Raw genomic sequence first — 17008 nt, 5'->3', positions numbered from 1 at the left:
GGCTTATTTGCTCTTCAAGGGTGCCACGCCGGGCACGTCGCTCGCCTCTACGATCCGGATCATCATCAGCATGAAGAGGTCGCGCTCGGCTGGCGTCAGATGCTCGATCGTGCGCGCATGCGCGCGCTCCACGGCCTCCTGCATGCGCTGCACGAGCGTGCGGCCCTTGCGCGCCAGACGCACGAGCTTGACGCGGCCGTCGAGGGGCGACTGCCGGCGCTCGATCAATCCGCGTGCCTCGAGGCGCGGCAACACCTCGGCCACCGTGGTGCGTTCGAGGCCGATCGCCATCGCCAGTGAATTCTGATCGAGCTCGCCCTGCTCGAGCAGGGCCGACATCAGGCTGTACTGGACCGGCGTGATGTTGAACTCGCTGGTCTCTTCGAGAAACAGACCGCCATGGATCTGATGCAGCCGGCGAATCAGAAAGCCCGGGCGGGAATAAAGCACCGAGCGCTGCTGGACCGCCGCTAGCTCCGCCTCGAGCAGGGGAAGGCTGTCTTCGCGAATCATGGAAGGGGTACTGGATAGCCCGCAGGCGATTTGGGAAGTATGCCACGTATCGCCGCAGCCCATATGTCGGAGTATTTCGGGAAATTGCGACATGTAAGGCGGTTTCGCGCACCATGAAATATGTGGCATGCCCCATTTATGCGTCAGGGTGCGACTCAAGTTGGTGCGCGGACGTCGCGGCGGCCCTCGCATTTTAGCGAGATAGGGGGTATGGCACATATTTATTCAGTGGAATTTTATCAATCGGATCAATGGGTTGCGCGATGTGATGGCGCGCCAGGCGTGCGCGGTGGCACACGCGTTGCTTTATGCAGCGCACAGCCGGCGAAAGCCGGGACCACACAACAAGACGCCCCCGCGTATGAACGCTCCAACATCCAGGGATCACCTCGCGCCCGTTGTCCGTGCCCAGGGCATCGGCGAGCGCGTGCCGCGCAAGGAAGACCAGCGGCTGCTGCTTGGCCGCGGACAGTTCGTCGGCGATATCCGCATGCCGGACATGCTCGACGTCGCCTTCGTGCGCAGCCCGGTCGCCCACGCGCGCCTCGGCGCCATCCACAAGCCGGCGGGCCTCGAATCGCTGGTGTACACGATGGCCGATCTGCAGGGCGTGGCGCCAATCCTCGCCGCCGCGGGCCTGCCGGGCTTCAAGCGCTCGGTGCAGCATCCGCTGGCCAGCGACAAGGTGCGCCATGTGGGCGAACTGGTGGCCGCGTGTATCGCACCGACGCGGGCGCGTGCCGAGGATATCGCCGCGCAGGTGGAGGTCGACTACGACGAGCTGCCGGTGCTGGCCGACATGAACACGGCGGATACGTCCGAATCGCGCGTGCACGACGCGTGGAGCGACAACGTGTTCGTCGAGACGCGCATCGAGAAAGGCGAGAAGGGCGAGAAGGGCGAGAAGGGCGGCGACACGCCGTCGGCAACGAACACACGTCGCTATCACCGCAAGCTTCGTACCGCGCGCCAGTGCATGATGCCGATGGAGGGCCGCGCCGTGCTCTGCTGGTGGGACCACCGCCTCGACCAGCTCGTGATGTACTCCGCGGCGCAGGTGCCCCATATCAACCGTACCGGTCTGGCCGAGTGCCTGGGCCTCGACGAAGGCCAGGTACGCGTGATTTCGCCCGACGTCGGCGGCGGCTTCGGCTACAAGGGGCTGCTGCTGCCCGAGGAAGTCTGCTGCGCCTGGCTCGCGCGCCATCTGAACCGCCCCGTCCGCTGGCTCGAAGACCGCCGCGAGCAACTGAGCGCGAATGCCAACTGCCGCGAGCATGCGTATGACATCGCCATCGAGGTCGAGCCCGACGGCCGCCTCGTGAGCATCGAGTGCGAGGCGATGGTGGACTCCGGCGCGTACTCGCTATATCCGTTCAGCGCCTGCCTGGAAGCGTCGCAGGTGGCGTCGATCCTGCCCGGCCCGTACACGATGGATCGATATGTCTGCCGCTCGCGCGCGATGGCGACGAACAAGCCCGGCATCTTGCCCTACCGCGGTGTCGCGCGCACCGGTGTGTGCTTCGCCATCGAGCTGATGATGGACGCGGCCGCGCGCGACCTCGGCATGGAGCCTTACGACCTGCGCGCGCGCAGCCTCGTGCCGGCCAGCGCGATGCCGTTCGTCAATATCACCGGCAAGCTGTTCGACTCCGGCGACTACGCGGAAAGCATGACGCGCGCGGTGGCCGCGCTCGACTGGCAACGCTGGCGCGCGCGGCAGCGCGAGGTCAATGCGGCGGGCGGCACCACGCGTATCGGCCTGGGCCTGTCCGTGTATTGCGAGCAGGGCGCGCACGGCACCTCGGTCTATCACGGCTGGGGCATCCCGATGGTGCCCGGCCACGAACAATGCTCGGCCCGCATCACCCCCGACGGCGTGCTGGAACTGCGGCTCGGCGTGCATTCGCATGGGCAGGGCATGGAAACGTCGATGGCGCAGGTCGCGCACACGGTGCTCGGCATCGAGATCGAACGTGTGCGCGTGGTGCATGGCGACACGGCGGTCTCGCCGTACTCCACCGGCACATGGGGCTCGCGCTGCGCCGTGATGGCCGGCGGCGCCGTCGGCGCGGCGTGCGATGTGCTCGCCCAGCGCCTGATCGGCATTGCGGCCGGCGTGCTCGGCAAGCCCGCCGCGTCCCGGCAGTTGATCGACGGGGTTGTGCGGGAACCCGGTCAACCGACGGGCATGTCGCTCGCCGAGATCGCCCACACCTGGTATCGCGCGCCGCAGAAGGTGCCGGCCGGCGTCGATCCGGGCGGGCTCGAAGTGGTAACCGGATACAAGACCCAGCCCGATACGGGCACCTTCAGCTACGCCACGCACGCGTGCGCGGTGGAGGTCGATACCGCCACCGGCAAGGTGACGCTGCTCGACTACGCGATCTGCGAGGACGGCGGCGTGCTGCTGAACCCGCTGATCGTCGATGGCCAGATCATCGGCGGCCTTGCACAAGGTATCGGCACGGCGCTCTACGAAGAGATGCCGTTCGATACGGAAGGCCAGCCGCTGGCTTCGACCATGGCCGACTACCTGCTGCCCGGCGCCGGAGAAATGCCCGCGCTCAAGCTGCTGCATATGGAAACGCCGAGCCCGCACAGCAAGTATGGCCAGAAGGGGCTGGGCGAAGGCGGCGCCATCGCACCGCCAGCCGCCATCATCAACGCGGTCAACGATGCGCTGCATGCGCTGGGCGCGGAACTGACGCAATGCCCCGCAAGTCCGGAACGCGTGCTCGCCGCGCTGGCCGAGGCGCGGGTCGCCGCCCATCAGGGAGGTGCGCAATGAAAGCCGTTGCCTATCGCCTGGAGCGCGGCAGTTCGATCGACGCCGCGGCAAGCGCGCTGCGCGACGCCGGCTGGGGCGGCAAGCCCATCGCCGGCGGCCAGTCGCTCGGTGCGATGCTGAACCTGCGGCTCGCGCAGCCAGAGATGCTCGTCGATCTGGACGGCATCGAGGTACTGCGCGCGGTGAGGGAGGACGCCGATGCGATCGTGTTCGGCGCGATGTGTACTCACGCGGCGTTCGAGGACGGCAGGCTGCCGGACCCGAGCCGCGGTCTGATGCCCACCGTGGCGCGCGGTATTGCCTATCGCGCGGTGCGCAACCGCGGCACGATCGGCGGCAGCCTGTGCCATGCCGATCCGGCGGCTGACTGGGTCAGCACGATGCCGCTGCTTGGCGCGACGCTCCGGCTCGAAGGCCCCGATGGCGGGCGCACGGTCCCCGCGGCCGACTTCATGCTGGCCGCGTTCGAGACGCAGCTCGCCGAAGGCGAACTCCTGACCGCCGTCAGCGTGCCGCGGCTGTCCGCACAAGCCCAATGGTCGTATCGCAAGTTCTGCCGCAAGACCGGCGAGTTCGCGCATGCGCTGGTGTGCGCGCTGCGCGATCCCGCGCTCGGTGTCGAGCGCCTCGTCATCGGCGCGCTCGATGGCGCTCCGCGCGTGTTCGAAGGCGCGGGCCTGATTGCTTCGCTCTCGAATGCCTCGCAGCGTGCCGCATGGCTCGCGGATGCCGGCATCGATGTCGATCCCGCGCGTGCCACCCAGCTTGCCGAGATGCTGCGACGCGTCGTCATGGATATGGAGACCACCGAATGAGCGCCCCTGAACTGAATTTTCCGGAAGTCCGCGCGACGCGCATCGACCTCGACGTGAATGGTCGCCGGTACGCACTGGAGATCGAGGACCGCACGCACCTGGCCGACGCACTGCGCGACCACTGCGGCCTGACGGCCACGCATATCGGCTGCGAGCACGGTGTGTGCGGCGCGTGCACGGTGGAGATCGACGGCACGCCGCAGCGGTCGTGCCTGCAATCGGCGGTGCGCTTCGTCGGCAAGGCGGTGCGCACGCTCGAGGCGTTCGACGACGACGCCGTGATGGCGCAGCTGCGCGCGGCCTTCACGGCGGAGCACGCGCTCCAATGCGGCTATTGCACGCCCGGCATGCTGATGACCGCCCGGGACATCGTCCTGCGCCTGCCCGACGCGGACGAAGCGCGGATTCAGGAAGAACTGGCGGGCAACCTGTGCCGCTGCACGGGATATATCGGCATCGTGCGCGCCATCCAGCGCGTGCTGCGCGAGCGCCGTGCGCAACCCGAACTGGCCGCCTGAGGAGCGCTGCATGGAAATCGAACAACGTTTCACGCTGTCTACCGCGCCGGACGCCGTATGGCAGGCATTCCAGGATGTCCGCCTGCTGGTCAACTGCCTGCCCGGTGCGTCCATTCCGGACGATGCGGCGGTGGAAGGCAACAAGGTGCCGCTGCTGTTTCAGGTCAAGCTCGGCCCGATCGCCGCGCGCTTCAAGGGGCAGGGCGAGCTGGAGCAGGACGCCGCTGCCCGCAGTGGCGCGTTCAGCGGGTCGGCCGTCGATGGCAAGACGCAAAGCCGCGTCAAGGGAGTGGCGCGGTTCGCGCTGCAGCCGGACGGCACCGGGACCGAGGTCGTCGTGGCCGTGGACTATACGGTGACGGGCGCGCTGGCGCAGTTCAGCCGCGAGGGCATCGTGCGGGCGCTGGCAGAACAGCTGACGCGCGAGTTTGCGGCGAACTTGCAGGCGGCGTTGCCCGCGGAGACGCCGATGGCCGCCGAGGTTGCCGCGCGCACGGCGAGCGCGGAGGCGGCCCTCGGTGCGCCCACCGCTGTCGCCGCTGTCGCGGCACCCGCGCCGGCGTCGGCCTCCATCGACCTGTGGAGCGTGTTCAAGGCATGGCTGCGCCAGTGGTGGCGCGGCCGCAAGAATGCCGCCTGATTCCATCCCTTGCAGTAACCCATCGTCCTGTCTCATCTCGAACAAGGAGATCCCCATGTGGATCCGCAGCAAGCGCAGCGCCCCCATCCGTCATGCCGCCACTCTGGTGGCCACGTGCGTTCTCGCCTACGGCGCGTCGTCCGCGCAGGCACAGGAAACGATCAAGATCGGCGTCACCGAGCCGCTGACCGGCGCGGTGGCCGCGTCGGGCACCTACGTGACCAACGGCGCGCGCATCGCGGCGGACGTCATCAATAGCCGTGGCGGCGTGCTGGGCCGCAAGATCGAGCTGGTGATCGAGGACAACAAGTCGAACCCGCGCGAAGCGGTCAACTCGGCCGAGAAGCTGATCCTCAAGGACAAGGTGCCCGTGCTGATGGGCGCGTGGAGCTCCACGTTCACGCTCGCCGTCATGCCGAAGCTGGTCGAGTATGGCGTGCCGATGGTCGTGGAGACCGCGTCGTCGACGAAGATCACGACCGCGGGCAATCCGTGGATCTTCCGCACGAGCCCGACGTCGGCAATGGAAGCCGCGGCATTCGCCAGGCATCTGGCCTCGTTCAGCCCCGCCATCAAGAAGGTGGACTTCCTGTCGGTCAACAACGACTGGGGTCTCGGTGCCGCCGCCGAGTTCCGCAAGGCGCTCGAAGGCAAGGGTATCGCGGTAGGCCGCACGGAAACGATGGCGCCCGACGCCACCGACCTGTCGGCGCAGCTCGCCTCGCTCAAGAGCACGGGCGCGGACACGCTGATCGTCACGTCGGGCATCGAGCAGCTGACGCTCGCGATTCGTCAGGCGGCCGAGCAGCGCCTGCCGCAACGCATCATCACGACCGGCGGCTCGTTCCCGGAGCCGCTGCTGAAGACGCCGGGCCCGAAGGGCTACGCGAGCCAGCATCTGCTGTTCTTCGCGCCGTGGGCCGTGGAACGTGCGAAGTATCCGGAAGTGGCAAAGGACTTCGTGGAAGGCTGGAACGCGCGCAAGCTCGACTTCGCCGGCCAGACCGAAGGCTTCCGCGGCTATGACGCCATCCTGACCATCGCCGAAGCCATCCGCGTGGCCGGCAAGGCCGAGCCGGCCGCCATCCGCGACGCGCTGTGGAAGGTCAAGCTCAAGGGCGTGAACGGCGACATCGCGTTCATCAAGGAGGGCCCCGCCGGCAAGGAAAGCGGCCAGGCCGAGCCGAACATCTATGTGGTCGAGCTCAAGGATGGCGCGGTCGCGGTGAAGTAATACCGCAGCCACGCACGGACAGGGGAAACACAGTGGAATCGTTCCTGCAGCATGCGCTGAACGGACTCGTGCTTGGGGCGACCTATGCGTTGCTGGGCATCGGCCTGACGCTGATCTTCGGCATCATGCGGGTCGTCAACTTCGCGCACGGCGAGCTCTATGCGCTGGGTGCCTATATCGCCTACGCGGTGGTATCGGTGCTGGGCCTCAATTTCTTCGGCTCGCTGATTCTCGCGGCCGTCGGCGGCTTTGCCGTGGGCGCGCTGATCGAGTACGTGCTGCTGCGGCGGCGAAACCTCGCGGCCATGGACGAGATCATGCTGATCATGATCGGCGTGATGATCGTGATGCAGAACGGCGAACTGCTGCTCTGGGGCGGCGTCGCCAAGGCGGTGCCGTCGCCGTTCTCGCAGGAGCCGCTCGTGCTGGGGCTCGTATCCGTCTCGCCGATTCGCCTGTTCGTGCTGTGCACGGCCGTCGTGCTGCTGGGACTGTTCTACCTGCTGATCGAGCGCACGCGGCTGGGTCTCGCCATGCGGGCGACGTTCCAGGACCGCGACGCCGCGGAGATCGTCGGCGTCAAGGTGCCGTACATGTACACGCTCACCTTCGCGCTGGGCTCGTCGCTCGCGGCGGTGGCTGGCGCGCTGCTCGCGCCCGTGTTCGTGGTCAATCCGACCATGGGCGATCTGGCCAGCCTCAAGGCGTTCGCGATCGTGATCCTGGGCGGCCTCGGCAATCTGCCGGGTGCCGCGCTGGGCGGGTTCACGCTGGGCCTCGTCGAGGAGTTCGGCGCGGGCTACGTGTCCACCGCGTACCGCGATGCCATCGGATTCCTGGTCATCCTGATCGTCATGATCGTGCGGCCGCAGGGCCTGTTTTCCACCAAGGAGCGTGTGGGATGACTCTCGCAAGATTCACGCCGTTGGCCTGTGTCGCGGCGCTCGCATTGCTGCCCGTGCTCTGGCCGGACCCTTACGTGCTGTCGGTGATGGCCTCGTGCGGCATCTTCATCGTCGCGGCCATCAGCCTGAACCTGCTGCTCGGCTATACGGGGCAGCTGAGCCTTGGCCACGTGGCCTTCTTCGGCATCGGCGCCTACACCAGCGCGCTGCTCTCGCTGGGTTTCGACGTATCGATCTACGGTTTCGACACGCCGTTCGTCGTGGCGCCGAAGCCGGTCTGGGTGGCATTCGTTGCCGGTATCGCCATGGCCAGCCTGTCGGGCTGGCTCGTCGGCAAGCTCGCATTCCGCGTGCGCGGCGCCTATTTCGTCATCGTGACCATCAGCTTCGCGCAGGTGATGCGCATGGTCGCGCTGAACTGGGTGGACCTCACCGAGGGTCCGATGGCCTTGAACAACATTCCCGCGCTGACGATGTGGGTCCCCGGCCAGGGCGTGATGGACCTGACGACCAAGGCGGCGCGCTACTGGCTCGTGCTCGCGGCGGGAACCGTTGCATGGTTCACCGTGGCGGCGATCGTGCGCAGCCGCGTGGGCCGCGCGATGGTCGCGCTGCGCGAGAACGAAACGCTGGCGCGCTCGATCGGTATCGAGGCATCGCGCTATCTGCGCATCGCCACGCTGGTCTCGGCCGGCATCGCGGGTGCGGCGGGCGGCCTCTATGCGCACACCGTGCAGATCATCGATCCGGACGTCTTCATGTTCATGTTCACGATCACGATGGTCATCATGGTGATCGCGGGCGGCAAGGGCACGCTGGCCGGCCCCGTTGTCGGCGGCCTGATCTTCGGGCTGATGCCCGAAGCGTTGCGCGGCGTGATGGCTCCGGAAATGCAATGGATGCTCTACGGCACGCTGATGATCGTGATCCTGATCCTGCTGCCGCGCGGCATCGTGCCGGCGTTCGCCAGGCTGCGCCGCCGCGCGCGGCCGACGGCGGTGGCCTCGCCGATCGCCATGGCGGTGCCGGCAAAGGGAGACGAAGCATGAGCGCGGCCGTACTGACGCTGGGTGGGGTGACGATGGACATCGCCGGTCTCAAGGCGATGGACACCGTGAGCTTCGACGTGGAGGAGGGACAGATCGTCAGCCTGATCGGACCCAACGGCGCGGGCAAGACCACGACATTCAACGCCATCTCGGGCTATATGCGCCCGACCGCTGGCGAGGTTCGCGTGTTCGGCCGCAACGTGGTGGGACTGCCGCCCGAGAAGATCGCCGAGCTGGGGCTTGTTCGCAGCTTTCAGCGCACGAACGTGTTCCCCGGCTGCACGGTGTTCGACAACGTGCTGACCGCGCTGCATCTGCAGGGCCGTTCGGGATTGTGGCAGGCGCTGACGCGCGGCCGCCGCGTCCGCGAAGAGGAACGCGCGCTGCGTGCCCGCGCCGAAGAACTGCTCGCGTTCGTCGGTCTTGCGCATCGCGCGGAAGAACTGGCATCGAGCCTTGCCTATGGCGAGCAACGGCTGCTCGGCGTGGCGATTGCCCTCGCGGCGCGGCCGCGCATCCTGTTGCTGGACGAGCCCGCGGCCGGTCTCAACCCGTCGGAGACGGACGCCTTCAAGACGATGGTCCGGCGCATTCGCGACAGCGGTGTGACGGTACTGCTGGTCGAGCACGACATGCATATGGTGATGTCGATCTCCGACCATATCGTGGTGCTCAACCACGGCAAGCGCATTGCAACCGGCAAGCCGGCGGATATTCAGCAGGACCCGGAAGTTATCCGGGCCTATCTCGGATCGGGGCTCAAACGTGCTCAAGGTTGAACAGATTTCTGTACGGTACGGCCCGGCCGTCGGCGTCGAGCGCGTCTCGATCGAGGTGCGCGAAGGCGAACTGGTCACGCTGATCGGCGCCAACGGCGCGGGCAAGTCCACGACGCTGCGCGCGATCAGCGGCCTCGAGCCGCTCGTGCATGGCCGCATCACGTTCGACGGCCACCAGATCTCCGGGGCATCGGCCGCGGCGGTGATCGAGCGCGGGGTCGCGCACTGCCCGGAAGGCCGGCGTGTCTTCCCGCAGCTTACGGTGGCGGAGAACCTCGAGATGGGCGCGTATCGCCGCATCGATCGCAATCGTGTGCGGCAGGATCGCGAGCGCATGCTCGATCGCTTTCCGCGGCTGCGTGAACGATTGAAGCAGGCGGCGGGCACACTGTCCGGCGGCGAGCAGCAGATGCTGGCGATCGCGCGCGCGCTGATGGCGCGGCCGCGACTCGTGATGTTCGATGAGCCGTCGCTGGGCCTGGCGCCGAACTTCGTCGAGATGATCTTCGACCTGATTCTGGAAGTGCGCCGCGAAGGCACCACGGTGCTGATGGTCGAGCAGAACGCCTACGCCGCGCTGGAAATGTGCGACCGCGCGTATTTGCTCGAGAACGGGCGCGTGGTCAATGAAGGGCCGGCCGACAAGATGCTGGCGGACCCGAATATCCGGCGCGCGTATCTGGGCGGCTGACGTCCGCGCGCCATTCCGGGGGCTGCCTCGCCACAAATATGAGGTATGCCACGTAAATCAACGCTCCACAATGCACACTCACCTCACATGACGAAGAAGCTTTTGAAGGGCGGACGGGTGATCGACCCCTCCAGCCAACGCGATGGCGTGTTCGATGTGCTGATCGACGGCGGTACCGTCGCGGCCATCGGCGCGGACCTGGCGGCGCAGGCCGGCGACGCGGAAGTGATCGACTGCCGGGGCAAGCTCGTGCTGCCGGGGCTCATCGATACTCACGCCCACGTGTACGAAGGCGTGACCGGCCGCTTCGGCCTCAATGCCGACATGTGTGGCGTGCATTCCGGCGTGACCACGCTGGTGGATCAGGGCGGCCCAAGCTGCATCACGTTGCCGGGCTTTCGACAGTACGTCGCGCAGCCCTCGCATACGCGCGTGCTGGCCTTTCTCTCGGCCTATCTCGTCGGCGGGCTGGAGGGCCATTACTATCCGGAGCTGTATCGGCCCGAGTGCCTCGACGTCGATGCCACGGTCAAGTCGGCGCGCAGCAATCGCGACCTCGTGCGCGGACTCAAGGCCCATGCGGAGATTGGCGGTTTTGCGCGCTGGGGTGTCGATGTGATGCGCATTGCCACGCGTATCGGGCGCGAATCGCAGTTGCCCGTCTATATCCACTTCGGTCAGCTGTGGCCGAAACCCGAAGACGGCGGCCGTGCCGTGAATCCGGATTCGATCTTCAACCAGGTGGTGGAAATGCTGAAGCCGGGCGACATCCTCGCGCACCCGTTCAGCCGCCATCCGGGCGGTTTCGTGGAGATCGACGGCAAGCTGCATCCGCTGGTGCCGGAAGCGATCGCGCGCGGGCTCAAGATCGACGTCGGCCACGGCTCGCACTTCAGCTTCAAGACCGCGCGCATCGTGCTCGATGCGGGCGTCATTCCCGATACGCTCGGGGCGGACATGCATGGCTACAACACGTCGGTGCCCGCGCCGCCGGGCACGCCTGACCATCATCCGGACGAGGAGGACCATCTGTTCAAGGGCAATTCGCGCTTCGGCCTGGTCTCCGCGATGACGAGCATGATCGCGCTGGGCCTGCCGCTCGAGCACGTGGTGGCGATGGTTACGCGCAACGCCGCGCAGATGATCGGCATGGAAGGCGAACTCGGTGTGCTCAAGGTGGGCGGCGTGGCGGACGTGAGCGTCCTCGACGATGCGCGTGGCCGCTGGGTGATGCGCGACAACGAAGGCACCGAGGTCGTGACCGACCGCTGGCTCTCGCCGAGCTTCTGTCTGCGCGCGGGTCGGCGTTTCGACGCGCAATCGCCAATCCTGCCGCTGGCGCAGGCTGCCTGAGGAGCGTCCACGATGACCACGACTGCCGACCCGGCTGCACACGCCCTCGCGCGCCTGTACGCGCGTCCGTATGCGGCAGCGCTATGGCGTGGCGTGCAACGCCGCGACGCGGTGCTGCCCGATCTGCCGCGCACGGTGCTGCTGCATGCGGGACCGCCGTATGCCAGCGCGGCGGCCGTGCCGGCGCCCGTACGCAATGCGGCGATTCAGGCCGTGATGTTCGAGGGGCTTGCCCCGGACGCCGAAGCGGCAGGGCAATTGCTGGCCGGTGGAGACGTCACGCTGGCGCCCGCGCAGGACTACGGCGTGGCGACGCCGCTCGCGCAGGTGGTGTCGGCGTCGATGCCGCTTGCAGTCGTGGGTGACGGCGCGTCCCTCGCCTATGCGCCGCTGATCGAGGGACCGCCGCCCGCGCTACGCTTCGGCACCCGCGACGCCGCGGCGCAAACGCGTCTCGCGGCGGTTGCCGCCTGCGGCCTGGACGCACTCGACGGCTGGCTGCGCGAACATGCGGTGGCCATGGGACCGCTGATTGCCGAGGCGCTTGCCAACGGCGACGACTGTCACGGCCGCACGGTTGCGGCCAATGCGGCGCTGGTCACCGCGCTCGCGGGCCTGAAGCCGGAGGCGCTGGCCGTCGTCGGCGCCAATGCGGGTTTCGTACTGCCGATTCTGATGGCGACCGCATGCTGGCATCTGCGCAGGCAGGCGTCCGGCATCGCCGCCGCGGGAGGCAACGGCGTGGACTTCGGCATGCGTCTGCATCGCGCGGCGGCATGGCAGACGGTACCCGCGGCGCCGCCGGTCGGTATTCGTCTGCCGGGCCACGATGCGACCGTCGCGCTCGGCGCGATCGGCGACAGCGCGGTGATCGACTTCGGCGGACTCGGCGGGCAGGCGCTGATGCTGGCGCCGGCACTGCGCGCGGACTGGCAGCAATGGTTGCCGGCGGACCTCGCGACGCGCCGCGCGAGCGTGACCGATGCGGTCACGGGCATCGTCGATGCCGGCCGCGTACGCGAGGCCGCATGCGTGCCAATCGTGAACCTCGCCATCCTCGACGAGGCGGGCGACGCGGGGCTAATCGGACGCGGTTTCTACGCGCCCCCATCCGCGCTTTTCGGGTAGCCTCTGATGCACGGCGCATCGGGCAAATATGTCGCCCGATGTCAGGAGCCCGGCGTGTAACACCGTGACATGCCTTTCGGGTTTGGATCGCGCGGACCGACTTCTATAGTTCGTCCCGTCACCGGCACCGCGCCACCGCGGCGGTGCAGATCCGAACCGAAAGGAGTTCACATGAAATCGCTCAAGCTCATCTCCGCCGCCGCGACGCTCGTCATCGCCAGCACCCCCGCGTTCGCCAGCTGGACCGGTCACGGCACGGCCTACACCCCGCACGGCACGTACAACGGCGCGCATGCCGTTTCGTGCGGCGGCGGCACCTGCAACCATGCCGGCGGCGCCATCGGCCCGTACGGCGGCATCGGTACCAACACGGGCGCCGTCACGCGGACCGCGCCGGGCCAGTTCTCGAACAGCGGCACCGCGACCGGCCCCAATGGCCGCCAGGTGCAGCACGACGGATCGACAAGCTGCGCCGGCGGCACGTGTTCGCATACGGGCGACCTCACCGGCTCCGATGGCCGCTCGGCCACGACGTCGGGCAGCGTGACACGCGAGGCACCGGGGCAGTACAGCTCGAACGGCACGGTCACCACCGGCAACGGCAACACCTACAACCATTCGGCCGCGACCAGCTGCGCCGGCAACACCTGCTACCGCGGCGGCACCGTCACGGGCGGCAATGGCGGCACGGTCGTTCACGGCGGCACCGCGACGCAGGTGTCGGGTGGCGTCGTGACCACCGGCGGCGGCACGACCGTCGTGCACGGCGGCGTCGTGACGACGGGCAGCACCACCACTGCGGTCGTGGCGACCGGCGGCGTGACCACGGTCGGCGCAACGGTCGCCGTCGCCCCGGCGCCAGCGGTGGTGGTGCCTCCGCCGCCCCCGCCCGCCACGCCGTACGTGCTCCCGCCGGTCACCGTGTATGCGCCGGCCGCGCCGAAGCCGCCCGTCTACGTGGCGCCCGCACCCAAGGTCGTCTATGTGGCGCCGGCACCGAAGGTCGTATATGTCGCGCCGCCCCCGCCGCGCGTCGTGTATGTGGCGCCACCCGCACGCGTGGCCGTCTATGTTCCGGGCCACTGGATCGGCCGCGTCTGGGTACCTGGGCACTACGCCTGATATCGGGCGCTCCCGCGCTCTCCTGACCTATCCCTATTTCACCCGGCCGGCCATGTCGGCCACCCCACGGAGTCCATCATGAATCGGATGATTGCCGCACTTTTCTTGTGTATCGTTTCGGCAGGTGCCTATGCACAGGCCAGCCCGCAGCCGGCTGCGGCCCCCGCCGCGCCGAATCCGCGCATGGAGCGCGCCGAGCAGCAACTGCAGTCGCGCTTCGCCAACGCCAACACGACCCGCGACGGCAAGCTGACGCGGGAGCAGGCAGCGGCCGGGATGCCGATGGTCGCACGGCACTTCGACGAGATCGACACGCAGCGCGCCGGCTATATCACGCTGCCGCAGATCGAGGCGTTCATGGCGAAGCAGATGATGAGTCGATAGCTGACCCGCACCGGGAGACGCGCATGGAGCAGGCGAACAAGATCATGGTGCTCGACGACGAGGCCGAGCTCCGCAACATGTTGCAGCGGTTCCTGACGGGCCACGGCTTCAGCGTGCGGACCGTCGCCGACGGCAAGCAGCTGGACCGCTACCTGCAACGCGAACCGTACGACCTCCTCGTGCTCGATCTGATGATGGAGCCCGAGGACGGCCTGTCCGTCTGCCGCCGCCTGCGCGCGGAAGGGCAGACGCTGCCGATTCTGATGCTGACCGCCAAGGGCGATCCCGTCGATCGCGTGCTCGGTCTCGAGACCGGCGCCGACGATTACCTGGCCAAGCCTTTCCTGCCCGACGAACTGGTCGCGCGCATCCGCGCGCTACTGCGGCGGCAGAAGATGGCGGCTGGCGATCCCACCGTCACGTCGCGGACGCTACGCTTCGGGGACTTCGAATTCGATGTCGGCAGGCAGACGCTGCGGCGCGGCGGCGAACCGGTGGAAATGCACTCGGCGCAGATGCTGCTGCTGCACGCGCTGGGCTCGTCGCCGAACCGGCCGGTCAGCCGCGACAACCTGCTTGCCCGCGCGCGCGGCCGCGACCATAACGCGCTCGATCGCAGCATCGACGTCCAGATCCTGCGCTTGCGGCAGATCATCGAGGAAGACCCGTCCAAGCCCCGCTTCGTCAAGACGGTGTGGGGCGTCGGATACATGCTGGTTGCCGGCGTGGAGGCATGATGCGGCTGCTGCCGCGGTCGCTGCTCGCACGCAATATCGCGCTCCTGGTGGCGTTGGTCGCGTTCACGCAACTGTGTTCGCTCACCGTGCTGCTGCATTTCGTGCAGCGTCCCCGCATCGAGCGGGCCGCCACGATATTCGCCGACTACGTCAGGACGCTCGACACGGTGCTCGTCGCGATGCCCCGCGAAGCCGGGCAGGCGGTGGCCGCGAAACTCGGCGCGCAGACGCAGACACCGGGAGAGTCCCCGCACCGGGGGCAGGGCCTTTCGCACTTTTTCGGCACCTGGCAGCGCGAGACGTTCGTCCGCGCGCTGCGCACGCAGTTGCCGCCCGATATGCCCGTGCGATGGGAGAGCGGCGAGATCGAACGCCTCTGGATTCGCGTGCACGTGGCCGGAGAGCCACGCTGGGTGGCCCTGCCGATGACGGCCGACGCACAGGCGAGCGGCATCACGACCACGCTGTTCCTCTCGCTCGGGCTCGCCTTGCTTGCCGCGTTGACGGGTTTGCTGCTTCAGCGTTACCTGAACCGCCCGCTCCAGACGCTGGCCGGTGCCGCGCGCGAGTTGAGTGCCGGCCGCGCGCCGCCGCCTCAGCCCACCGATGGGCCGACCGAGATCGCGCAGGTGAGCCACGCGTTCAACCAGATGCTGCAGTCGCTGCAGCAGGCGGAAGCGACGCGCGCGCTGATGCTCGCCGGTATCTCGCACGATATCCGCACGCCGCTGACGAAGCTGCGGCTGGCCATGGCGATGTCCTTGCCGCGTGGCGCCGACGACAACTTCGTCGCGTCCGCCGAGGGTTACCTCGACCAGATCGACACGATCCTGCAGCAGTTCATGGACTACGCGGGCAGCGGCGAGCGCGAGGCGCCGGAGCCCGGCGATCTCAACGCGCTGGTCGGCCAGCTTGCATCGGACTTCGCGGGCCTTGGCCACGATTTCGCGCTGACGCTCGGCGATCTGCCGCCGGTATCCTTCCGGCCCATCAGCATGATGCGGCTGCTGATGAACCTGATGCAGAACGCCATCGTCTACGGCAAGAGCGGATTCGCGGTGCGCACGTGGCGCGAGGACGGCACGGCGTACGTCGCCGTCGGCGATCGCGGCAACGGAATTTCGCCGGAAGCGCTCGAGCGGCTCAAGGAGCCGTTCAGCCGCGGCGACAACGCGCGCACGCAGACCAAGGGCACGGGGCTGGGGCTGGCGATCGTCGATCGCATCGCGCGCCTGCACGGCGGCACCCTGCATTTCCGCGCGCGCGAGGGCGGTGGCATGGAGGCCGTGGTGGCGCTGCCCGCGCCGTGAAATCTCCGTGACATGTGTCGACATACTTGATGGCTGGATAGTTGGTCGCGTGTTTTCCATACTGGGTCCCAAGCAAACGACGTCGCGACCACCGCGGCGAAACCAGACCCGGAGATCATCATGCAAACCACCACCCGCCTCTTCAAGCAAGCCAGGATCGTCGTACTGACCGCCGCCGCCGCCGCGACGATGCTCATGACCGGCTGCGCCAGCGCGCAGACCGCCGACGTCAATCGCGCGCCCTTCGCTGCGCCCGTGCATGCCGACATCATCTACGTCACGCCGTTCGTCGCCACCACCGACATGGTCCGCCTCGACAGCGGCATGGTGAAGAAGGTGGCGAACATGGCCACCGGCGAGTCGTCCTCCGACCAGCAATATCAGGCCGTGATGCAGGCGCGCGAAGCCGTAGCGAACGGGATCGTGCAAGACCTCCGCGCGAAGGGTCTCAATGCCGAACGCCTGGATGGCCCCGTTCCCGCCGGCGCAAACGCGCTGATCCTCACGGGCGACTTCGACAAGATCGACGAAGGCAAGTCGCGCCGCCGTCTGCTGATAGGCCTCGGCGCCGGCAAGAGCGACGTGGGCGCGTCGGTGCAGGTCCTGTACAAGCCCGCCGATGGCGCACCGGTGTCGCTCGAGCACTTCACGTCGAACGCCGACAGCGGCCATATGCCCGGCGTCGCCGAAACCGCTGGTGTGGGCGCGCTGGCCGGCCACGTGGCCATGTCCGCCGCGGCCGGTGCGGGCGTGCATGGTGCCTCCGAGGTCAGGCACGACACCATCTCGGCCGACGCAAAGCGGCTCGCCGATGCGATCGCGCGGCAGGTCGTGACCGACACCGCTTCGAACGGCTGGACGCGTAGCATCACGATGTGACAAATCAGAATTGCGATGCGCCCGCAAGCTTCGCGAAATACGCTGTAAGCAACGGATGTTTTCAAACGGCACGTTCGTTGCTTACGCTCTCCCGTAGAAGAAGAACAAGAACCTTCACACTCAAACGGGAGTACGTAGTGAAATCCACGAAGAAAGGTCT

17 protein-coding genes are annotated in these 17008 nt (G+C 67.7%); 16 read left to right on the top strand and 1 reads right to left on the bottom strand.

Features of this window, described 5'->3' with window-relative positions; genetic code table 11:
- Nucleotides 1-3: 3 nt before the first annotated feature.
- Nucleotides 4-513, bottom strand: coding sequence for a MarR family winged helix-turn-helix transcriptional regulator (locus FOB72_RS26180; protein ID WP_150375717.1), 510 nt, complete (start codon nt 511-513; stop codon nt 4-6).
- A gap of 361 nt (nt 514-874) precedes the next feature.
- On the opposite strand from FOB72_RS26180, the gene FOB72_RS26175 reads away from it, so the two are divergent.
- The 16 genes from FOB72_RS26175 (at nt 875) to FOB72_RS26100 (ending at nt 16848) form a co-directional block, all read left to right on the top strand.
- Nucleotides 875-3304: a xanthine dehydrogenase family protein molybdopterin-binding subunit gene (locus tag FOB72_RS26175; protein WP_150375715.1), complete on the top strand. Its 2430-nt coding sequence runs from the start codon at nt 875-877 to the stop codon at nt 3302-3304.
- Complete coding sequence (locus tag FOB72_RS26170; protein WP_150375713.1) at nt 3301-4119, top strand: FAD binding domain-containing protein; 819 nt, start codon at nt 3301-3303, stop codon at nt 4117-4119. Before FOB72_RS26175 ends, FOB72_RS26170 begins: the two co-directional genes overlap by 4 nt.
- On the top strand, nt 4116-4637 hold the full coding sequence (locus FOB72_RS26165) for a (2Fe-2S)-binding protein (RefSeq protein ID WP_150375711.1): 522 nt from the start codon (nt 4116-4118) through the stop codon (nt 4635-4637). Before FOB72_RS26170 ends, FOB72_RS26165 begins: the two co-directional genes overlap by 4 nt.
- A 10-nt stretch (nt 4638-4647) precedes the next feature.
- Nucleotides 4648-5277: an SRPBCC family protein gene (locus FOB72_RS26160; RefSeq protein ID WP_150375709.1), complete on the top strand. Its 630-nt coding sequence runs from the start codon at nt 4648-4650 to the stop codon at nt 5275-5277.
- Between the two features lie 55 nt (nt 5278-5332).
- Nucleotides 5333-6511 carry an ABC transporter substrate-binding protein gene (locus FOB72_RS26155; protein WP_150375707.1) on the top strand — a complete coding sequence of 393 codons (1179 nt, stop codon included), beginning with the start codon at nt 5333-5335 and terminating at the stop codon, nt 6509-6511.
- A 32-nt stretch (nt 6512-6543) separates the two neighbouring features.
- Nucleotides 6544-7416 carry a branched-chain amino acid ABC transporter permease gene (locus FOB72_RS26150; protein ID WP_150375705.1) on the top strand — a complete coding sequence of 291 codons (873 nt, stop codon included), beginning with the start codon at nt 6544-6546 and terminating at the stop codon, nt 7414-7416.
- Nucleotides 7413-8465: a branched-chain amino acid ABC transporter permease gene (locus FOB72_RS26145; protein ID WP_150375703.1), complete on the top strand. Its 1053-nt coding sequence runs from the start codon at nt 7413-7415 to the stop codon at nt 8463-8465. The genes FOB72_RS26150 and FOB72_RS26145 overlap by 4 nt, the downstream gene beginning before the upstream one ends.
- Nucleotides 8462-9244, top strand: a complete 783-nt coding sequence (locus tag FOB72_RS26140) for an ABC transporter ATP-binding protein (RefSeq protein WP_150375701.1) — start codon at nt 8462-8464, stop codon at nt 9242-9244. The genes FOB72_RS26145 and FOB72_RS26140 overlap by 4 nt, the downstream gene beginning before the upstream one ends.
- Complete coding sequence (locus FOB72_RS26135) at nt 9231-9935, top strand: ABC transporter ATP-binding protein (RefSeq protein ID WP_150375699.1); 705 nt, start codon at nt 9231-9233, stop codon at nt 9933-9935. The genes FOB72_RS26140 and FOB72_RS26135 overlap by 14 nt, the downstream gene beginning before the upstream one ends.
- A gap of 87 nt (nt 9936-10022) precedes the next feature.
- Nucleotides 10023-11288 carry an amidohydrolase/deacetylase family metallohydrolase gene (locus FOB72_RS26130; protein ID WP_150375697.1) on the top strand — a complete coding sequence of 422 codons (1266 nt, stop codon included), beginning with the start codon at nt 10023-10025 and terminating at the stop codon, nt 11286-11288.
- Between the two features lie 12 nt (nt 11289-11300).
- Nucleotides 11301-12416, top strand: coding sequence for a DUF1116 domain-containing protein (locus tag FOB72_RS26125; RefSeq protein WP_150375695.1), 1116 nt, complete (start codon nt 11301-11303; stop codon nt 12414-12416).
- A 171-nt stretch (nt 12417-12587) separates the two neighbouring features.
- Nucleotides 12588-13538: an SPOR domain-containing protein gene (locus tag FOB72_RS26120; RefSeq protein ID WP_150375693.1), complete on the top strand. Its 951-nt coding sequence runs from the start codon at nt 12588-12590 to the stop codon at nt 13536-13538.
- Nucleotides 13539-13616: 78 nt separating this feature from the next.
- A complete protein-coding gene (locus FOB72_RS26115; protein WP_150375691.1) occupies nt 13617-13922 on the top strand; it encodes an EF-hand domain-containing protein in 306 nt (101 codons plus the stop codon).
- 23 nt (nt 13923-13945) lie between these two features.
- On the top strand, nt 13946-14659 hold the full coding sequence (locus tag FOB72_RS26110) for a response regulator (protein ID WP_150375689.1): 714 nt from the start codon (nt 13946-13948) through the stop codon (nt 14657-14659).
- Nucleotides 14659-15969 (top strand): ATP-binding protein, encoded by a 1311-nt coding sequence (locus FOB72_RS26105; RefSeq protein ID WP_150377430.1) that lies wholly within the window; start codon nt 14659-14661, stop codon nt 15967-15969. The genes FOB72_RS26110 and FOB72_RS26105 overlap by 1 nt, the downstream gene beginning before the upstream one ends.
- A 120-nt stretch (nt 15970-16089) precedes the next feature.
- Nucleotides 16090-16848 (top strand): DUF4410 domain-containing protein, encoded by a 759-nt coding sequence (locus tag FOB72_RS26100; protein ID WP_150375687.1) that lies wholly within the window; start codon nt 16090-16092, stop codon nt 16846-16848.
- The last annotated feature ends 160 nt before the right edge of the window (nt 16849-17008 follow it).

It is taken from the genome of Cupriavidus pauculus (assembly GCF_008693385.1).
Lineage (GTDB): Bacteria > Pseudomonadota > Gammaproteobacteria > Burkholderiales > Burkholderiaceae > Cupriavidus > Cupriavidus pauculus_D.
This window is presented reverse-complemented; position numbering and strand designations above follow the sequence as displayed.

Excerpts from the sequence above, each read along its gene's own strand:
- FOB72_RS26100 (WP_150375687.1), top strand. The coding sequence starts at position 16,090 with ATGCAAACCACCACCCGCCTCTTCAAGCAAGCCAGGATCGTCGTACTG.
- FOB72_RS26115 (WP_150375691.1), top strand. The coding sequence starts at position 13,617 with ATGAATCGGATGATTGCCGCACTTTTCTTGTGTATCGTTTCGGCAGGT.
- FOB72_RS26155 (WP_150375707.1), top strand. The coding sequence starts at position 5,333 with ATGTGGATCCGCAGCAAGCGCAGCGCCCCCATCCGTCATGCCGCCACT.
- FOB72_RS26140 (WP_150375701.1), top strand. The coding sequence starts at position 8,462 with ATGAGCGCGGCCGTACTGACGCTGGGTGGGGTGACGATGGACATCGCC.
- FOB72_RS26120 (WP_150375693.1), top strand. The coding sequence starts at position 12,588 with ATGAAATCGCTCAAGCTCATCTCCGCCGCCGCGACGCTCGTCATCGCC.
- FOB72_RS26180 (WP_150375717.1), bottom strand. The coding sequence starts at position 513 with ATGATTCGCGAAGACAGCCTTCCCCTGCTCGAGGCGGAGCTAGCGGCG.
- FOB72_RS26175 (WP_150375715.1), top strand. The coding sequence starts at position 875 with ATGAACGCTCCAACATCCAGGGATCACCTCGCGCCCGTTGTCCGTGCC.
- FOB72_RS26110 (WP_150375689.1), top strand. The coding sequence starts at position 13,946 with ATGGAGCAGGCGAACAAGATCATGGTGCTCGACGACGAGGCCGAGCTC.
- FOB72_RS26130 (WP_150375697.1), top strand. The coding sequence starts at position 10,023 with ATGACGAAGAAGCTTTTGAAGGGCGGACGGGTGATCGACCCCTCCAGC.
- FOB72_RS26160 (WP_150375709.1), top strand. The coding sequence starts at position 4,648 with ATGGAAATCGAACAACGTTTCACGCTGTCTACCGCGCCGGACGCCGTA.
- FOB72_RS26125 (WP_150375695.1), top strand. The coding sequence starts at position 11,301 with ATGACCACGACTGCCGACCCGGCTGCACACGCCCTCGCGCGCCTGTAC.
- FOB72_RS26170 (WP_150375713.1), top strand. The coding sequence starts at position 3,301 with ATGAAAGCCGTTGCCTATCGCCTGGAGCGCGGCAGTTCGATCGACGCC.
- FOB72_RS26145 (WP_150375703.1), top strand. The coding sequence starts at position 7,413 with ATGACTCTCGCAAGATTCACGCCGTTGGCCTGTGTCGCGGCGCTCGCA.
- FOB72_RS26105 (WP_150377430.1), top strand. The coding sequence starts at position 14,659 with ATGCGGCTGCTGCCGCGGTCGCTGCTCGCACGCAATATCGCGCTCCTG.
- FOB72_RS26165 (WP_150375711.1), top strand. The coding sequence starts at position 4,116 with ATGAGCGCCCCTGAACTGAATTTTCCGGAAGTCCGCGCGACGCGCATC.